The organism is Nonomuraea sp. NPDC048901 (assembly GCF_040649695.1).
Lineage (GTDB): Bacteria > Actinomycetota > Actinomycetes > Streptosporangiales > Streptosporangiaceae > Nonomuraea.
In genome coordinates, this window is sequence record NZ_JBEZFW010000011.1 from 239,426 (window position 1) to 255,733 (window position 16,308).

General features: G+C 69.6%; 14 protein-coding genes and 1 pseudogene. 8 read left to right on the forward strand and 7 right to left on the reverse strand.

Annotated elements, in window-relative coordinates:
* Window positions 1-35 precede the first annotated feature (35 nt).
* Together AB0C30_RS34760 and AB0C30_RS34765 are read right to left on the reverse strand one after the other, a co-directional pair.
* On the reverse strand, window positions 36-2,270 hold the full coding sequence (locus AB0C30_RS34760) for an Orn/Lys/Arg decarboxylase N-terminal domain-containing protein (RefSeq protein WP_357952377.1): 2,235 nt from the start codon (window positions 2,268-2,270) through the stop codon (window positions 36-38).
* A 90-nt stretch (window positions 2,271-2,360) separates the two neighbouring features.
* The gene (locus tag AB0C30_RS34765) at window positions 2,361-2,798 is read right to left on the reverse strand and encodes a hypothetical protein (protein ID WP_357952378.1); all 438 of its coding nucleotides are present in this window, start codon (window positions 2,796-2,798) and stop codon (window positions 2,361-2,363) included.
* 185 nt (window positions 2,799-2,983) lie between these two features.
* On the opposite strand from AB0C30_RS34765, the gene AB0C30_RS34770 reads away from it, so the two are divergent.
* The 4 genes from AB0C30_RS34770 to AB0C30_RS34785 all read left to right on the forward strand — a co-directional run bounded on the left by AB0C30_RS34770 (window position 2,984) and on the right by AB0C30_RS34785 (window position 9,043).
* A complete protein-coding gene (locus AB0C30_RS34770) occupies window positions 2,984-3,628 on the forward strand; it encodes an acyl-homoserine-lactone synthase (RefSeq protein ID WP_357952379.1) in 645 nt (214 codons plus the stop codon).
* Window positions 3,629-3,928: 300 nt separating this feature from the next.
* On the forward strand, window positions 3,929-4,207 hold the full coding sequence (locus AB0C30_RS34775) for a CATRA system-associated protein (protein WP_357952380.1): 279 nt from the start codon (window positions 3,929-3,931) through the stop codon (window positions 4,205-4,207).
* Window positions 4,194-5,384 (forward strand): CATRA conflict system CASPASE/TPR repeat-associated protein, encoded by a 1,191-nt coding sequence (locus AB0C30_RS34780; RefSeq protein ID WP_357952381.1) that lies wholly within the window; start codon window positions 4,194-4,196, stop codon window positions 5,382-5,384. The genes AB0C30_RS34775 and AB0C30_RS34780 overlap by 14 nt, the downstream gene beginning before the upstream one ends.
* A complete protein-coding gene (locus tag AB0C30_RS34785; protein WP_357952382.1) occupies window positions 5,381-9,043 on the forward strand; it encodes a CHAT domain-containing protein in 3,663 nt (1,220 codons plus the stop codon). The genes AB0C30_RS34780 and AB0C30_RS34785 overlap by 4 nt, the downstream gene beginning before the upstream one ends.
* 6 nt (window positions 9,044-9,049) lie before the next feature.
* Here AB0C30_RS34785 and AB0C30_RS34790 read toward each other — a convergent pair whose 3' ends face one another.
* Together AB0C30_RS34790 and AB0C30_RS34795 are read right to left on the reverse strand one after the other, a co-directional pair.
* Window positions 9,050-10,219 carry a glycerophosphodiester phosphodiesterase gene (locus AB0C30_RS34790; RefSeq protein WP_357952383.1) on the reverse strand — a complete coding sequence of 390 codons (1,170 nt, stop codon included), beginning with the start codon at window positions 10,217-10,219 and terminating at the stop codon, window positions 9,050-9,052.
* Window positions 10,220-10,344: 125 nt separating this feature from the next.
* Entirely contained in the window at window positions 10,345-10,953 is a 609-nt protein-coding gene (locus tag AB0C30_RS34795; protein ID WP_357952384.1) for a helix-turn-helix domain-containing protein, read from the reverse strand.
* Window positions 10,954-11,091: 138 nt separating this feature from the next.
* Between AB0C30_RS34795 and AB0C30_RS34800 the strand changes: the two genes are divergently transcribed.
* Both AB0C30_RS34800 and AB0C30_RS34805 read left to right on the forward strand, forming a co-directional pair.
* Complete coding sequence (locus tag AB0C30_RS34800) at window positions 11,092-11,652, forward strand: hypothetical protein (RefSeq protein WP_357952385.1); 561 nt, start codon at window positions 11,092-11,094, stop codon at window positions 11,650-11,652.
* Between the two features lie 73 nt (window positions 11,653-11,725).
* A pseudogene (locus tag AB0C30_RS34805) lies at window positions 11,726-12,103 on the forward strand (pyridine nucleotide-disulfide oxidoreductase); the annotation flags it as partial.
* Window positions 12,104-12,171: 68 nt separating this feature from the next.
* Here the strand turns inward: AB0C30_RS34805 and AB0C30_RS34810 are convergent.
* Window positions 12,172-13,089 carry an aldo/keto reductase gene (locus AB0C30_RS34810; protein ID WP_357952386.1) on the reverse strand — a complete coding sequence of 306 codons (918 nt, stop codon included), beginning with the start codon at window positions 13,087-13,089 and terminating at the stop codon, window positions 12,172-12,174.
* Between the two features lie 402 nt (window positions 13,090-13,491).
* Between AB0C30_RS34810 and AB0C30_RS34815 the strand changes: the two genes are divergently transcribed.
* Together AB0C30_RS34815 and AB0C30_RS34820 are read left to right on the forward strand one after the other, a co-directional pair.
* Window positions 13,492-14,070 carry an MFS transporter gene (locus tag AB0C30_RS34815; protein ID WP_357952387.1) on the forward strand — a complete coding sequence of 193 codons (579 nt, stop codon included), beginning with the start codon at window positions 13,492-13,494 and terminating at the stop codon, window positions 14,068-14,070.
* 94 nt (window positions 14,071-14,164) lie between these two features.
* Window positions 14,165-15,037 carry a helix-turn-helix transcriptional regulator gene (locus AB0C30_RS34820; protein ID WP_357952388.1) on the forward strand — a complete coding sequence of 291 codons (873 nt, stop codon included), beginning with the start codon at window positions 14,165-14,167 and terminating at the stop codon, window positions 15,035-15,037.
* 76 nt (window positions 15,038-15,113) lie between these two features.
* On the opposite strand, the gene AB0C30_RS34825 is transcribed toward AB0C30_RS34820, so the two are convergent.
* Both AB0C30_RS34825 and AB0C30_RS34830 read right to left on the reverse strand, forming a co-directional pair.
* Window positions 15,114-15,335, reverse strand: coding sequence for a DUF397 domain-containing protein (locus AB0C30_RS34825; RefSeq protein WP_357952389.1), 222 nt, complete (start codon window positions 15,333-15,335; stop codon window positions 15,114-15,116).
* Window positions 15,326-16,147 (reverse strand): helix-turn-helix transcriptional regulator, encoded by an 822-nt coding sequence (locus AB0C30_RS34830; protein ID WP_357952390.1) that lies wholly within the window; start codon window positions 16,145-16,147, stop codon window positions 15,326-15,328. Before AB0C30_RS34830 ends, AB0C30_RS34825 begins: the two co-directional genes overlap by 10 nt.
* Between the last annotated feature and the right edge of the window lie 161 nt (window positions 16,148-16,308).

A 16,308-nucleotide genomic window follows, 5' to 3' on the forward strand; every position in this document is an offset into this window, starting at 1 on the left:
ACCTCACCAGCGCCGGCCCCGCCGGTGACCGCTCCTCAGCGTTCGACTTCGACGTGGTAGCTGCCGTCGTCGCCGCGGTGCGCGCCGTGGATGTCGGTGGCCAGGTCCGGGAAGGAGCGGTCGAAGTCCTCCAGGGCGTGCAGGTACGCCATCAGCGGGCCGTCGGCGGGCCCGGTCGCCTCCCCGGGCATCAGCATGGGGATCCCCGGCGGCGTGACCACGACCGTGGCGGCCGAGATGCGGCCGGGCAGGTCGGCGAGCGGAACGCGTTCGGTGCGTGAGCGGATCAGGGCCTGATAGCTGTCGGCCGGGGTGCGGACGGGCTGGGGAAGGGTGGTGAAGATCTGGTCGAGGAGCGCGCCGAGCTCGAGGGCGCGGAGCTTGTCGTGTACGTCGGAGCAGAAGCGGCGCAGCGTGGTGGCCGGCGGGCCGAAGCCCAGTAGCACCTCGGCCAGGGGCAGGTCGTCGTCGTAGGCGCGTTTGAAGTCGGTGAGCGCGTCGATCAGCGTGCCCCACTTGCCCTTGGTGATACCCATGGAGAACAGCACCAGCAGCGTGTGATCCCCCGTCTTCTCCACGGCGATGCCGCGCTCCCGCAGGTAGGTGGCGACGATCCGAGCGGGAATGCCCCAGTCGAGCGTGCCTTCGGCGGCGTCGGCGCCGGGGCAGGTGATCGTCACCTTGATGGGGTCGAGCAGGCAGTAGCCGTCGGTCAGGCCCTGGAAGCCGTGCCAGGCGGCGCCGGGCTCCAGCGTCCAGCACGCCGGATCGGTGCTCAGCAGGACAGGATCGGCTTCGGCGAAGGAGACGGGCCGGCCGGTGTGGGGGTCGGTGACGTGCGTGGGCTGCCAGACGCCGAAGTACCAGTCCGGCCGCCGGCCGTCCTCCCGGATGCGGGCTCCCAGCCGGACCATGGCCTGCCGGAACCGCACCGCCTCGGTGACGGCCTCGCCCGTCAGGTACGGCCCGGCCGGACCGTCCATCATCCCCGCCGCCACGTCCAGCGAGGCGATCATCGGGTAGAGCGGCGAGGTGGAGCAGTGCATCAGGTACGTCTCGTTGAGCCGCTCGTAGTCCACCGGGGCGCGATCGGCCGACCGGACGTGCAGCATCGCCGACTGCGACAGAGCGGCCAGGAGCTTGTGCGTGGACTGGGTGGCGAACACGGTGGGGCGCCGCGGCCCCGGCAGCGTCCGCTCGTCCACGGCCATGCCGTAGCGGCGGGCGTACAGGGGGTTGAAGCGGGCGTAGGCGAACCACGCCTCGTCGAAGTGCACGCGGGGGACGCTCTCGCTCAGCAGCTCGGCCACCCGTACGGCGTCGTAGCAGAGCCCGTCGTACGTGGAATTGGTGATCACGGCGTAGGCCGGATCGGTCCGCGCGAGCGGGTGGCCGGCCAGGCGGGCACGCAGGGCGTCGGCCTGCAGCGCGGCGGGCGGAATGGGGCCCGCCAGGCCGAGGCCGTTGCGTTCTGGCACCAGGTAGACGGGGCGGGCGCCGCTGATGGTCAGCGCGTGCTGGAGGGATTTGTGGCAGTTGCGGTCCACTAGGGCAGTCTCGTCGCGGGCGATGGCGTGGTGGCCGACGATGCGGTTGGCGGTGGCGTTGCCGTTCATCACGAAGAAGGTGCGGTCGGCGCCGAAGACACGGGCGGCGTTGCGTTCGGCCTCGCCGATCGGGCCGGTGTGGTCCAGCGGTGAGCCGAGTTCCGGGACGGAGATGGACAGGTCGGTGCGCAGCAGGCGCTCGCCGTAGAAGTCGAAGAACGCCCGCCCGACCGGCGACTTCAGGAACGCGACGCCGCCCGCGTGCGCCGGGGTGTGCCAGGAGTACTGGTGGTGGTCCTGCAGCTTGCGCAGCGCGCGGAAGAACGGTGGCAGGATCCGCTCGGCGTACTCCTCGGCGGCGTGCGCGATGCGGCCGGCGATGAAGTCGGGGGTGTCCTCAAGCGGGAACACATAGCCCTGGATGACCTCGTACACCCATAGGGGGAGCTCCTGTTCGGCGGTCATGAGGAAGACCGGCAGGCCGCGGAAGCGCTGGGTGACCGCGCCCAGCACTTGATCGGCGCCGGGTGCGTCCCAGTCGGCCAGCATCCCGGACAGCGAGGCGTCCGAGCCGATCACCGCCAGCGCGTCCTGCGTGCGATGCGTCCAGCGCACCTGGACGCCGAGGTCGTCCATCGCCGCGCCGACGCGGCGGATCTGCTCGGCGAGTGCCGTGTCGGCGTCGGGGCGCTCGGCGACTGCGGCGAGAACCGTACGTTCCATGCGAAACTCCATGGCCGGGGGGACTGTCGCTCCGCTCTTTACCCTGAGTCGTTGATCGTCACTCAGGGTACCCGGCCGGTCTGGCGAAGGTCAGTCGATCCGCTGGCAGATGGTCACCGGCAGCTTCGGAGACCAGGTCCTGGTGGCCTCGTCATAGGCGCGGGCGTAGCCGTTGTTGCCCGGCGCGCAGGGCGCCGCGATCGTCGTCTCCACATAAATGGCCCCGCCGGGAGTGATGGGGTGTGTCCGGGCGATCTCCCACTTGGAGAACGCCACCCGGCCGGTGTTGAACTTGACGACCAGGTAGACCCGGTGATCGACGGTGAAATTGCCGCCGGCGACCTTGAGATGGCCGTTGAAGGTGTAATTGAACAGGAAGGACTGACCCTGCCTGAGACCGGCGGACGAGGTGGCGGATGTGGTGGACGTGGTCGACGCGTTCGCGGCGCCGGTGAAGGCCGGGACGCCCAGGGCGACGATGCCTGCGGTGGCGGCGACTCCGAGCATGGTACGGACGGTGCGGTTCATCGGATCTCCTTGGTGACGGCGTGAACCGGATGCGTAACCATTGACAGGCACGCCGCCTGCAATGCGCTTTCAGTGCTCTGACGGGCCGCCGGCGATTGCGCTGAGTGCCATCCGGAAACCGCGATTCCGCGAATGACGGAAAGAAAAGCGATCACCAGGAGTCGCTTCTTTCGCGGAGGGTGCACATGGACGATCCGTCGGTGGGGGAATGCACGCAACAGATCGCCACCGGCCGTGCGGGCGAACTGCCGGCATGGCTGCTCGACGGTATGTTCCGGCTGCGTCACGAGGTGTTCCACGAACGCCTTCGCTGGGACGTCCACAGCCTCCACGGAAGGGAACGCGATTCCTTCGACGACTGCGATCCGGTCTATGTGATCAGTTATGCGGAACGCTGCCGGGAGATCACGGGGTGCTGCCGCCTGCTGCCCACCGATGGCCCTTACATGCTCCGCGATGTCTTCCCCGAGGCGTTATGTGGTGACCCGGCTCCGCACGATCCGGCCATCTGGGAGCTCAGCCGCCTGGCCACCGCTCGAGCCTGGTCCCGTGGCGTGGTGGCGGGTTTCGGCCCCCGCGCCCGCGCGCTGCTCTGGGAGGCGTTCCGCTGGGTCGACCGGCGTGGTGACACGATCGTCGCGGTCTCCAGCGTGGCGGTGGAACGCAGCGTGCATGCCATGGGCGTTCGTACCCGGCGTCTCGGCGACGGCAAGGCGACGCGCTTCGGCAAGCTTCCCTGCTCGGCCTACACCACGTCGACCAGGGATTTCCTGGAGAACGCGCTCCCCGCGCCGGAAGGGGAGCCGCACTGCCGGGACGGGCGGCGCTGAGGGCGCTCCAGCGGGTCCCATCTACGAAAAGCTGTACAAAACGGACGTAAAGGAATAATCTCGACATGCCTCAGTCGGGGGCCCTGAGGCACCAAAGCGCACAGGCTAAGACGCCCCGGTCTCGCTGGAGACCGGGGCGTCTTCGCGGGCGAATCCAGCGGCCACGCGGACGCCGCAGGCCGCAAGGGATCAACGCCGCGAACGCCCCCTTGTTACCGCATCGTGTTGGTGTGATCGCTGGTCGTGATCACAGGCGGGCATGCACACTTGAGTCGGGAATCGCCCGACGGGAGGTTCGGCGTGCACGATGAGGCCGTGGCAGTGCTGCGCGAGGCGCTCGGCTGGGAGTTGCCCGCGGCGAAGTGGGCGAACGTGGACGCGGCCGTGACCAGACTCGCGGCGTCGGCCGACCCGGACGCCGAGATCGGCTACCTGGAGCTGGCCGGGCCCATGCGGATCATCACCAAATACCCCGAGGAACCGGTGGCTCCGATGCCCGATCAGACCCGCGAGCGCGTCAACGAGCTGATCCACAGCCTGTCGGCCCCCGTCGCGGACCGGGCCGATGAGGCCGGGTGAGCCTGCCGCCCCAGGGCTGATCGTCCACGTGTTCGTGGCCGCCGCCGGGCCGGAGGCGGTCGCGGGCGAGCGGCGGCTGCGCCAGGTGTGGGACGCGCTCGGCGACCGGTTGCACATGCCGGCCACGACCGTGGGCACGGTCGAGGTCCGGACGGCGCGGGGCCTGCCGCTGCGTCAGGCGGTGCTGCGACTGGAACACGACATGCGCTGCCTGAGCGTGGCGTTGACGGGCGGTTCCTGGAAGGAGCTCGACGCCCTCTGGGCCGGATGCGCCGGTGAGGACATCGGTGAGTGGGCTCTCGGTGAGTGCCGGTTGTTCGTCGCCTACGGCCGTACGAGGCGGGCGGATCGGATCGTGGCCGCCCTGCCGCAGCCGTACACAACACCGCAGCCGTACAGCACGAGCCGGATGACCACCAGAGACGGCCTGGCTCTGTGGGAGGTCGGCCATGAGGAGGACGCGCGGAGCCGGCGCGTGTTCGCGGTCATCGCGCCGCGCAGGCTGGAGACCCGCCTGGACGCGTGGGCGTGGACGGCGGGTGATGACCGGATGGCGCCGTTCGCCCGTTACCTGATGCACGCCGCCAAGGTCCGCTACCACCTGCGCGTCTACGCGGACGGAGCGAGCATGCGGGCGGCGCGCAGCCGGGTCGACGAGCAGGTCGACGCGACGATGGCGCTGCTCGGGGGCGACGGTCTGACGTCTGCGCGGCGCGAGCTGACCGAGCGGCAGACGGCGGCGGCGGGGCTGATCTGGGCCGCGACCCGGCTGCGCGAAATGCGGCGGAGCGTGGAGATCGCGCTGCACAACATGCGGGCGCAGGGGCTCGAGGACGACCTGGCGTTGACCGAGTGGTTCCTGCGGCGCCTCGACGACGACCTCGCCTACGCCGAGGCGGCCCGGGAGCGGGCCCGTGAGATCACCGCGATCGCCGACATCGTGCTGGCCGAGCGGCTGCAGCTGCGGGCGGAGAAGACCGAGCGCCGCTGGGAACGCTTCGGCATCCTGAGCACCGCCGTCATCGGCAGCCTGATCATGATGCTGACCGCGGTGCAGTCCCTGAACTACCGCGTCCCCCTACCCGATTCCGTGAAGCCCTTCATCGTGGCCGCCCTGGCCCTGACGGCCTTCGGGGTGACCGCGTTCGGCGTCGTCAGATGGCGGAGGAGCCGATGAACCCGGCCGAGCTCATCAACCGATACCTGCTGACCGGCGACACCAAGGCCCTGGAGGACGGGCTGGCCGGATACCGCGAGGCGGTGGCGCGCGACTCGGACCCGATGCTGCTCAGCGAGTACGGCAACGCCCTGAGCATGCGCTACGACTGGCTTCGAGACGAGCAGGACCTGGTCCAGGCCATCGACCTGCACCGCCGCGCCGTGGCGGCCCTGGCCGGGCGGCCGGAGCTGGCCGAGGCCCAGGCGGCGCTGGCGGGCGTGCTCGGCAACCACGTGAAGGCGAGTGGTGGAGGGGAGCTCGGGGAAGCCCTGGAGCTGTACGAGGTGGCGCTCCGCGGTCAGCTCCAGGACCGGCCGCTGGTGCTGGCCAACCACGGCATGGCCTTCATGCTCAGCCACATGCGGACCGGCGACCGCGACCACCTGCGCCGCGGGATCGATCTGCTGCGCCAGTCGGTGCACGCCACCGACCGGTCGACCGACAGGTACCTGTGGCGGCTGGCCAAGCTCGCCAACGCCTTGGTGCTCGTCGCCCACGAGGACCCGGCCAGGGCCGAGGAGCTGAAGGCGGCCCTCGACGAGGTGCGCGCCCGCTACGCCGAGGCGTCCGAGCCGGTCAAGCAGGAGATCATGGTCCTGCTGGGCGCCATCATGGCGGCGGACGAGATCCCGGTCATCACCCCCGAGATGATGGAGCAGTTGCGGAACGAGGCCGTCGGCGATGCGTTCCTCGGCCCCGACGGCCGCTCGCGCTACCTCGCGGGCATGGGCGGCATGCTCATCGAGGACGTCCGCACCTCCGGCGCCCTGGACCGCGCCGACCAGGCGGTGGAGATGCTCCATCAGGCCGTGGCCCAGGCGCCACCGGGCCACCCCGAGCTGCCGCAACTGCTGATCTCGCTGGGCGCGGTGCTGGGCCTGCGCATGGAGTTCAGTGGCACCGTCGACGACCTCGACGAGATGATCGACGTCCTGAGCCGAGGGGTGGCGCTCGTCAGCCCCACCGACCCGCATGTCGGGATGTACCGCTCGGATCTGGGCAATGCGCTGATGTTGAAGTTCCGGTTCGGTGGCGGTCCGAAGGTGCTCGACGACTCCATCGACTGCTACCGGCGGGCGCTCAAGGACTCGCCGCAGCATCCGGAGCGCGCGATGGCGCTGACCGGCCTGGGATCGGCGCTCTTCTTCCGGTACGAGCTCACCGGCAAGCTGGCGGAGCTGGACGAAGCGGTGAAAAGCCACCGCGCGGCCAGCTCCATAACGGCCCCCGAGCACCGCAACTACGCCCTGATCCTGGCCAACCTGGGCGGCGCGCTGGCGCAGCGCTACGAGCGGACCCGCCGGAGCGAGGACGCGGAGGAGGCCGCCTCCGTCCTGCGTGACGCCGTGGCCGCCACGCCGCTGACCAGCCCCTACCGCCCCAGCTATCTCGGTAATCTCGCCGCCGTGCTGGCGGAGCGGTACAAGTACACCGGTCATACGCCCGCGTTGCTTGAGGCCGTCGAGCGGATGCGCGAAGCCGTCCGTACGGTGCAGCCCGGCAACATCCACCGGCCCGGCGTCCTCAACACCTTCGGCATGGTGCTCCTGCAGACGGGCGACGGCCTCGACGAGTCGATCGACATGTTCCGCCAGGCCAAGGCCGCCTCCGTGCCCGGGACCGCGATGCGCACCCGCGCGACCGTCAACCTGGGCGGCGCCCTGCTGATCAGGGCTCTGTCGCCACAGATCAGCCGGGCCACACTGTCCGCGATGATCGCGGAGGCGCTGGGGGAGCCGGCCCCCAAGGGCGCCGTCGAGCAGATCCCTGACCTGGACGAGGCCATCGAGCAGCTCACCGAGGCCATCAGGGCCAAGCCGCCGGGTGGCCCGGTCGCGTACAGCCAGCTCGGGGGTGCCCTGCGCAAGCGCTACGCGATGACCGGACGGGGCGGGGACCTCAGGAGGGCACTGCGTACGATGCGGACCGCCGTGGCGACCTGCGCGCCCGACGCCCCGGCCGCCTCGATCGCGCTGTACCACCTGGCGGGGACGCTCACCGACCAGTGGGAGATGACCGGCGCGCCCGCGCCGCGTGACGAGGCGCTCGCCCGCTACCGCGAGGCCGCCCGGGTCGAGACGGCGTCGGCGGACTGGCGGGTCACCGTCGGGCAGCGGTGGGGCGAGTTCGCCATGGAGGCGGGGCTGGTCGAGGAGGCGGTCAAGGGGTTCGCCACGGCGGTCGCCGCGCTGGACGAGGCGGCCTGGCGCGGGCTCGGCCGCGACGACCAGGAGCGCGTACTGCGGGACTACGAGGGGCTGGCCCGCGACGCGGCGGCGGCCGCGATCCGGGCGGCCGACCCGGGCACCGCCCTGGAGCTGCTGGAGCAGGGCAGAGGCGTCATGCTCACCCAGGTCATCGACAACCGCAGCTCCCGCGACGTCCTGCACGCCGCCGCGCCCGAGCTGGCCGACCGGCTTGCCGAGGTACAGGACGCCATCGACGCCGCCGAGCGCATGGACCTGGTCGACGTGCCGGTGGCCGGGTCCGACGCGCCCGCCTTCGACCGGGAACGCCTCCTCGACCAGCGTCACACGTTGCGGCGGCGCCGCGAGGAGATCCTCGCCGAGATCAGGGCGCTGCCGGGCTTCGCCGGGTTCTTACGCCCGCCGCGCCACGAGAGCCTGCTACGGGCCGCCGACGCCGGGCCCGTCGCGGTCGTGAACATCAGCCGCTACGGCTGCGACGCGCTCCTCGTCACGCCCGAGGGCATTCGCGTCGTACCACTGGACATCACCGCCGCACAGGTCGAGGAACGGGCCGCGGCGTTCGCGGCGGCGGTGGACACGAGGGCCAACGAAGCGGTCGTGACGTGCCTCGACTGGCTCTGGGAGCACATCACCGGGCCGGTGCTGGACGCGCTCGGCGAACCGCCGTCCAGGATGTGGTGGTGCCCCACCGGCCCGCTGACCCTGCTGCCGCTGCACGCCGCCGGTCGGGCGCCCGACCTGGTCATCTCCAGCTACACCCCCACTCTGCGGGCCCTGCGGCACGCCCGCGAGCAGACCGGGCCGACCGCCGACCGGCAGGTGCTGCTCGTCGGCGTCCCCGCCATGGACGGGGCGGCCGTACTGAAGGGCGTGGAACAGGAGTTGCGGGCCGTACGCCGGCACCTACCGCGGCGGCTGGAGCTGACCGGCGCCGACGCCACCCGCGACCGGGTGCTCGCCGCGCTGGACGAGAGCGCCTGGGTCCACTTCGCCTGCCATGCCGTGCAGGAGCCCACCGACCCCTCCAGCGGCCGGCTGCTGTTGCCCGGCCCGCCGCTGACCGTACGGGATCTGGCGGCCCGCCGCCTCGACCGGGCCGAGCTGGCCTTCCTCAGCGGCTGCGAGACCTCGCGCGGCGGCGACGTCCTGACCGACGAGGCGGTCAGCATCGCGGCGTCGGTCCAGCTCGCCGGGTTCCCGCACGTGATCGGCTCGCTGTGGCCGATCAGCGACCTGCACGCGCCGGCCGTCGCGGAGGAGGTCTACACCGTGCTGACCGCAGGCGGCACCCGCGAGCCGCACCCCGACGCGGCGGCCACGGCGCTGCACCTGGCCGTACGCTCGCTGCGGCGCCGCCGTCCAGGGTTTCCGATCTTCTGGGCGGCGTACGTGCACGTCGGCCCCTGACCTTGTCTACTCCTGTCCTTCTTCCGGCAGGCCGTTGTCGAACTGCTTCGGCTGTACCTGCTCGCGCGGCCTGCCCTGCTCCGCCTTCGCCAGGGCGGCGGCGTCGGGATAGTCGGTGACGAAGGCGTCCACGCCCAGGTCTATGTGCGCCCGGTACTCCGCCAGCGCGTCACCGTGGTCCGTCGGGGTCTGGCCGCGTCGCAACTGCAGGGGCAGGTACTGGTTCTCGCTGCGGAAGGTGTACACGCCGATCTTCAACCCGGCCTTGTGCGCGTCGGACACCAGCGTCGTCGGGGTGCCCGAGCTGCCGTCCGGGTTGAGCGGGAGCGCCGATGACTTGTCCGGCCCGATCCACTTCGCGTACTGCGCGATCTTCGCCAGCCCTTCGGGCTTCATCATGTCCGCGTAGGTCGTCGGGTCTCCGGCGGCGGTCAGGTCGTACGGCTGGCCGGTGGTGCCCAGGGCCTGCCACAGCGGCACGCGGAGCTCCTTCGCCACCCGCTTCAGGCTGGACGGCTCGAACGACTGGACCACGACCGGGCTGTTCGGCCGGTTGAGCCCGTTGCGCTTGACGGTCTCGATCAGCGGCTCCTCCAGCGGCAGCCCGATCGACCTGAAGTAGGTCGGGTGCTTGGTCTCGGGAAAGACTCCGACCTGCTTGCCGTACTGGCGCGAGAGCCGCTTGGCCAGGTCGAGCACCTCCTGGAAGGTGAGCACCTGGTAGTAACCGTTGTACACGGTGTTGCGCTGGCGGATCGCGGGCAGACGCTCGACCGCGCGCAGCGTCTTCAGCTCGGCCAGGGTGAAGTCCTCGGTGAACCACCCGGTCACGTTGCGGCCGTCGACGACCTTGGTGGTCTTGCGCGCGGCGAACTCGGGGCGCAGCGACACGTCGGTGGTGCCGGAGATCTCGTTCTCGTGCCTGACGACCAGCTTGTGGTCCTTGGTCGGCACCAGGTCGGGCTCGATCCAGTCGGCACCCATGGCCACGGCCAGCTCATAACCGCCCTGCGTGTGCTCGGGGCGGTGGCCCGCCGCGCCGCGGTGGCCGATGATGACGACCTGGGACCGGTCGGGTGCGGATTCGGCTGCTGCTGCCGCTGGAGCTGTGCCGGCTCCAGCTCCGGCTCCGGTTCCGGCGAGGATGGCGAGGGTGGTGACTGCGATCTTCCGCACGTTGAAACTCCCTGCGGCATCTGTACCGGAGACTCTCACCGATGATCACCGCGGCAATTATGGTAATGACCGAAATCTAGCTATGGGCCAATAACGGCGGAATTTCCGGTGACGAGCCGTCCCTCTCAGGCTCCCGCCGGGTCGCTGTAGTCGGTGGCGGCATAGACCTTCAGAAGTCTCTCGACTCCGTGCAGGAACGTCTCGCAGATCAACTCCGAGTCGAACAGGCAGCCGGCGGCCATGGCGCCGTCGCGCATCATCACGAAGTGGCGGGCGGCGGGCGCGGCGCCGGTCTCCTGGATCTTGGTCAGCAGCTCCGTGACGGTTTCCAGGAACCATTGGCGGTGGGCGAGCACGGCCTTGCGCACCGGGGACTTCGGGTCGGGGTACTCGGCGGCGGCGTTGAGGAAGGCGCATCCCCGGAACCCGGCGGACCGGATGCCTTGGGCGATGGACTCGCTGAGGGCCTGGATGGTGCCGGCGGCCGGTAGTCCGGCGGCGACGGCCTCGTCCGCCTGCCCCCGCATGGCCCGGTCGACCTCGTTCAGGTAGGCGAGGACAAGGTCTTCCTTGCCGGGGAAGTGCCGGTAGAGGGTGGCCCGCGTCACCTGCGCTTCCGCGACGATGCGATCGATGCCGACGGAGTGGATGCCCTCCGCGTAGAAGAGCCGGGTGGCCGTGTTGAGCAGCCGGGACCGCGCTTCGGACGGCCGGCCTTCGGATGAGGTGGGCATGCCGCCAGCCTAGCGGATAGAACGTTCGGTCTTGACAGTCCGCGCCGCAGATTGCCATGCTGTGCCGAGATAGAACGTTCGGTCTAGCTGAAGGCGCTGAAGCGCTCTCCTCATCACTCATCCACCGAGAGGATCATCATGAGCACCATCGCCGCGTCGCCCGGTATTTCCGGGACCGCGTCCGCGCTACGGCGGCTGTACTTCGTCCGGTTCGCGTTCGCCATCGTCTGGGCCCTCGCGATGTTCACGACCGCCTCGAACCTGGGCCCGCTGGCGGTTACCCTGCTCGTGCTCTACCCGCTGTTCGACGTGGCCGCCGCCGTCATCGACGCCCGCGCGTCGCGCGCCACCGGATCACCTGCCCTGCTGTACGTGAACGTCGCCGTCAGCCTGATCACCGCCATCGGTGTGGCCATCGCCTGCGCGTCCGGCATCCCGGCGGTGCTGCGCGTGTGGGGCGCCTGGGCGGTCATTGCCGGGCTGGTCCAGTTGATCGTGGGTGTCACCCGACGCAAGATGGGCGGCCAGTGGCCGATGATCATCAGCGGCGGCGTCTCCGTACTCGCCGGTGCGTCGTTCGTCGTCGGCGCCGCCGCGGCCAACCCGACGCTGACCAACGCGGCCGGCTACGCCATTCCCGGCGGCGTCTTCTTCCTCATCTCGGCCCTCCGCCTCGGTCGCGCCGCGAAGGGGAACTGAGGTGGACGGCAAAACGTACGACGTCGTCGTCATCGGTGCCGGTCCGGTCGGGGAGAACGTCGCCGACCGGGTGGTGCGGGGCGGCCTGAGCGCCGCCGTCGTCGAGCGCGAGCTCGTCGGCGGAGAATGCTCCTACTGGGCCTGCATGCCGACCAAGGCGTTGCTGCGCAGCGCGGCGGCGTTACGGGCGGCGCGTCAGGTGGCGGGTGCGTGCGAGGCGGTGACCGGTGGTCTCGACGCGGCCGCGGTGCTGGGCCGGCGAGATGGTTTCGCCTCGCACTGGAAGGACGACGGTCAGGTCGGCTGGCTCGATTCGGCCGGGATCGCCCTGCACCGTGGCCAGGGCCGGATCGTGTCCGCGGGCGTGGTCGAGGTGACCGGCGACGACGGCGTCCCCATCACGCTGACGGCCCGGCATGCGGTGGTCATCGCGACCGGAAGCGGCGCGCTACTGCCCGACATTCCCGGTTTGCGGGAGGCCACGCCGTGGACCAGCCGGGAGGCGGTCGAGCGCGGCGATCAGGTGGCGTGCGTGGGGTCGGATGATCCCCACGCGACGCCCTGGCCGCGGTCCATCGCGGTGATGGCCCGCATGTCCTCGTCGTCGATCGCGAACGAGAACAAGTCAGCGTTCTCCCGCATACGCGCGGGGTTGATGCTCTTGGGCAGGACCGGGTACCCGTTCTGGACGCCCCACCGCAGCAACAGCCGCGCCTCGGTAACCCCGTACTTGGCGGCAAGGGCCTTGAACGGCGAATCGCCACTGGCGCTGTCGGCCCGCATCTCATCCGTCTTGCCACTGTGATGGCCCGGGGCGGTCCGCCAGGTCGAGAGGGGCACCAAGCTGCTGTAGGCGATGGGAACGATGCCGTTCTCGTCGAGAAAGCGCACGAGTTCGGGCTTCTGAGACCACGGGTGCAGTTCGATCTGGTTCGCGTGTGGCAAGGGGAGACTCGCCGCCGTCAGTTCCTCGATGTGCGCGGCGCTGAAGTTGGACACGCCGATCGCCCGCGCCTTGTGCTTCTCGTACAGCTCGACCAGCGCACGCCACTGCTCCAGCCGCTGCGTCCGGTTGAACGGCGCGTGGATCAGGTACAGGTCGACGTGGCCGAGGCCTAGCCTCTGGAGACTCTCCTCGAAGGCGTCGACGGCCTGCTGCGTCGACTTGAAGGACTCGTCTCCGTCTCCCGGCCACAGCTTGGTCGTGATGAACAGGTCGTCGCGGGTGAGCCCCTCGGCGGCCATGCCGCGGCGAAGGCCCTCACCGACGCCGCGTTCGTTCTGGTAGACCTCCGCGGTGTCGATGTGGCGGTAGCCGGCGCGCAGCGCCGCCTCGACGGCGTCGGCGGCCTCCGCGTCGGGGATGAGGTAGGTGCCGAACCCGAGGAGCGGGATGTCGACCCCGGGTGCGAGTGTCCTGCTGTACGAGGTGGTCACGGGTCCTCCTGGATGTGTGCTCGGGTCGCGGCCATGACGCGACGCGGGTCGGCGGCCTGGCAGCTGTCGTCACCTTCGACGCGTCGCCCGGAAGGTATGGGCCGACTCTTCTGGCCTGCGGCTTTGCGCCCACGAGTGATCTGTTTCCGACTCTAACGCCGGATGGCGGGTCCTACCGCGAGGCAGGGGGGTACTGCCAGGGACCCCCTTCGCGGGCCCTCTGGGTTTACCTGGAGCTGTGTCTTGGGCGCTGGAGGTTTCTGCCAGTACCCCTCACAGCGGAGACTCCCAGGTCACAGCTGTTTTGCGTTGCATAGTCAGTGGTCGGCTCTGCCTGGCCATGGAAGCGGGAACTCCGGTCGGCGCTCCACCACACGCCATTCGACTGGAGGGGAGAAGATCATGAAGATCGCGGTCCTGGGAACGGGAATGGTCGGCTTCGTCGCGGACCTGCTCGGCTGGCGGGCGATCTTCGTGAGCGCGGCCGCGGCGACGCTCGTCCTCGCCGTCGTGCTCCGTAAGGTCATCCCGCCCCTCGAACCACGCCAACCCGTTCCCTACCCGCGCCTTCTGGGGTCGGTCTTCACCACCGTGGTGCGCCACCGCGCAGCGCTCCCGACTCTGGTCATCTGCGCCGCGAGCTTCGCGGTGTTCTCGTTGTTCTGGACGTCACTGACCTACCTGCTGACAGCGGCGCCGTTCTCCTACTCGGCCGGCCAGATCGGCCTGCTGGGCCTGGCCGGAGTGGCCGGCGCTTTCGCCGCCCGGCGAGCCGGCGTCCTGCACGATCGGGGATGGTCGGTTCCCGCCACCGGTGCCGCCCTGGCCGTGCTGGCGCTGGTCGCCGGCTGGGCGGCGATCATGGCCGTCGCCCTTCTCGGCCTCGCCGGGTGGGCGCTTACCCGCAGCCGACTGAAGGAGGCAGGTTCCCCTGCGGGGGTTTCCACGCCGTACGCCGAGAAGTCGAACGCGTCCCTGTGATGCGCGTCCCATGCCGAGGGGACCTCTGTGGGGGGTACTGGCAGGGACTCTCACGCGCCCTCACCGGTCGCTGCATCCTTCCTATGCTGAGGTTATGGACAACCGGGCCGAGGTCAGCACTTTCCTGAGATCCCGCCGCGACAAGATCACGCCGGAGGAGGCGGGCCTGCCCGCGTACGGGCAGAGGCGCGTGCCCGGCCTGCGCCGAGGCGAGGTCGCGACGCTGGCCGGGGTCAGCGTCGAGTACTACACACGCCTGGAACGCGGCAACCTCGGCGGGGTCTCCGACAGCGTGCTCAACGCCCTCGTCCGGGCATTGCGCCTGGACGACACCGAACGGGACCACCTGTACGCCCTGGCGCACGCCGCCAACGCCCGGCCCCTCCACGAGCGGCCCCGCCCCAAACAGGCCACCGTGCGGCCCAGCGTGCTGCGCATCATCGAAGGCCTGCACGACCAGCCGGCCTACCTGCGCAACAACCGCATGGACATCCTGGCGGCCAACCCATTGGCCCGCGCCCTGCACTGTCAGTGCTTCGAACAGGAGCCGGCCAACTGCTGCCGGTTCGTCTTCCTCGACCCCCGGGCCAGAACGTTCTACCCCGAATGGGAACGCGTCGCCCGCGACGGCGTCGGCGTCCTGCGGGTCGAAGCCGCCAAGAACCCCTACGACCGAGAACTGTCGAACCTGATCGGCGAGCTGTCCACCCGCAGCGACGCCTTCCGCACCCTGTGGGGCGCCCACAACGTGCACGTCTACACCAGAGGAACCAAACGCTTCCACCACCCGGTGGTCGGCGCGATGGAGCTGAGGCACGAGTCCCTGGACCTGCCCGGCGACGAAGGGCTGTCCATCACCGTCTACAGCGCCGACCCCGGCACACCGGCCGCGGACGCCCTGCAGCTCCTGGCCAGCTGGGCAGCCACCCAGGAGCAAGCCACCGCACACGCCGACACCAAACGCTGACATCCGGCCCATGCGGGGGTTTGACCAACGTGTGCGGCCCCCGATGGATTTGTCGAGGGCCGCATGGTTGATGGCGCTAGAAGTCGAAGATTCCGTTCTTCGCGCCCGCTACGAACTTGTCCCAGACGGCTCGGCGGACTACCCAGGGCTCGGCGTCTGGTTGCTCAGTGTCGCGCAGGGCGACGCGGCCGTCGGACAGATGCTTGGCTTCCAGGCAATCGCCGCCTTGACCGCTCGACGCGGTGATCCATCCGATTGGGTTTGCGATCTCCTTGATAACTTCCTCATTCAACTCCACGCTGCCACTCTCTCCTTGATTCGCTGCACTGACAGATACTCGGGGAGCGCCGCGCTGCGTATGAGTTCGAGTCGGTCCATGAGTCGCTTGATGTCGCTGGTGGAGTCAACCACGCGACCGTGGATGGCTGATTCGACGTAGGCGGCGATCGGCACTCCGTTTTCCCGGGCCAAGAGAGCCGAGCCCACCAGCACCGCCGTGCACCGGGCTGCATACGGGAGGAGCTGGACGGTGAACCATTTGCTCTCGGCCATGGCGATCAGGTGTTCCAGCTGACGGCGGGCTACGAAGTCATCTCCAATCGGACGATACAGGACGCCCTCGTCTACGACAGCAAGGAACTGAGGGGGATTCGGCCGGTTGAAGATGGTTTGCCGCTCTATTCGAGCCTTGACCGCTTCTTCGGCCTGCTCTGGCGTCATGTGAGGTTCCCCTTGGAAGATCGCGCGAGCGTACTCCTCCGTCTGCACCAGCCCAGGCACGATAAGGGGAGCCCAGGTGATGAGTTGGTCGGCCTTCCGCTCAATCGGTGGCCACTGCCGGAACCAGTCGGGCATCCGGTTGCCGCTGATGGCCGGCCAGTGCGTGAGCAGCGCGCCGTCCAGCCCCAGCGCCTTTTCGCAGAGCTCGATCAGTTCCCGCGTGGGCTTCTCGTCCCCCCTTTCTACGTTGCCGATACGACTCTTGCTGTAGCCGATACGCTCGGCGAGCTGCGCCTGAGTCCATTTAGCCGCGTATCGGTATTTCCGTAGATCGGCACCGAAACGTGCCATTGGGCCGGTGGTTGGGTCGAGCTCTTTGGGTGCTGGCATCAATACCCCTGTGACCGCGACTGTTCCAGCTCTTCTGGTTTGATGCCAGGAGAAGTCTGGGACCGCTCTGGGATTGTTTCCCAACACAATGTAGCCCGTTGCATGCACTGTTTGAAGTGGCAACCGGAAGCTGGGCACTGCCAATTCGCATAACAGAATCC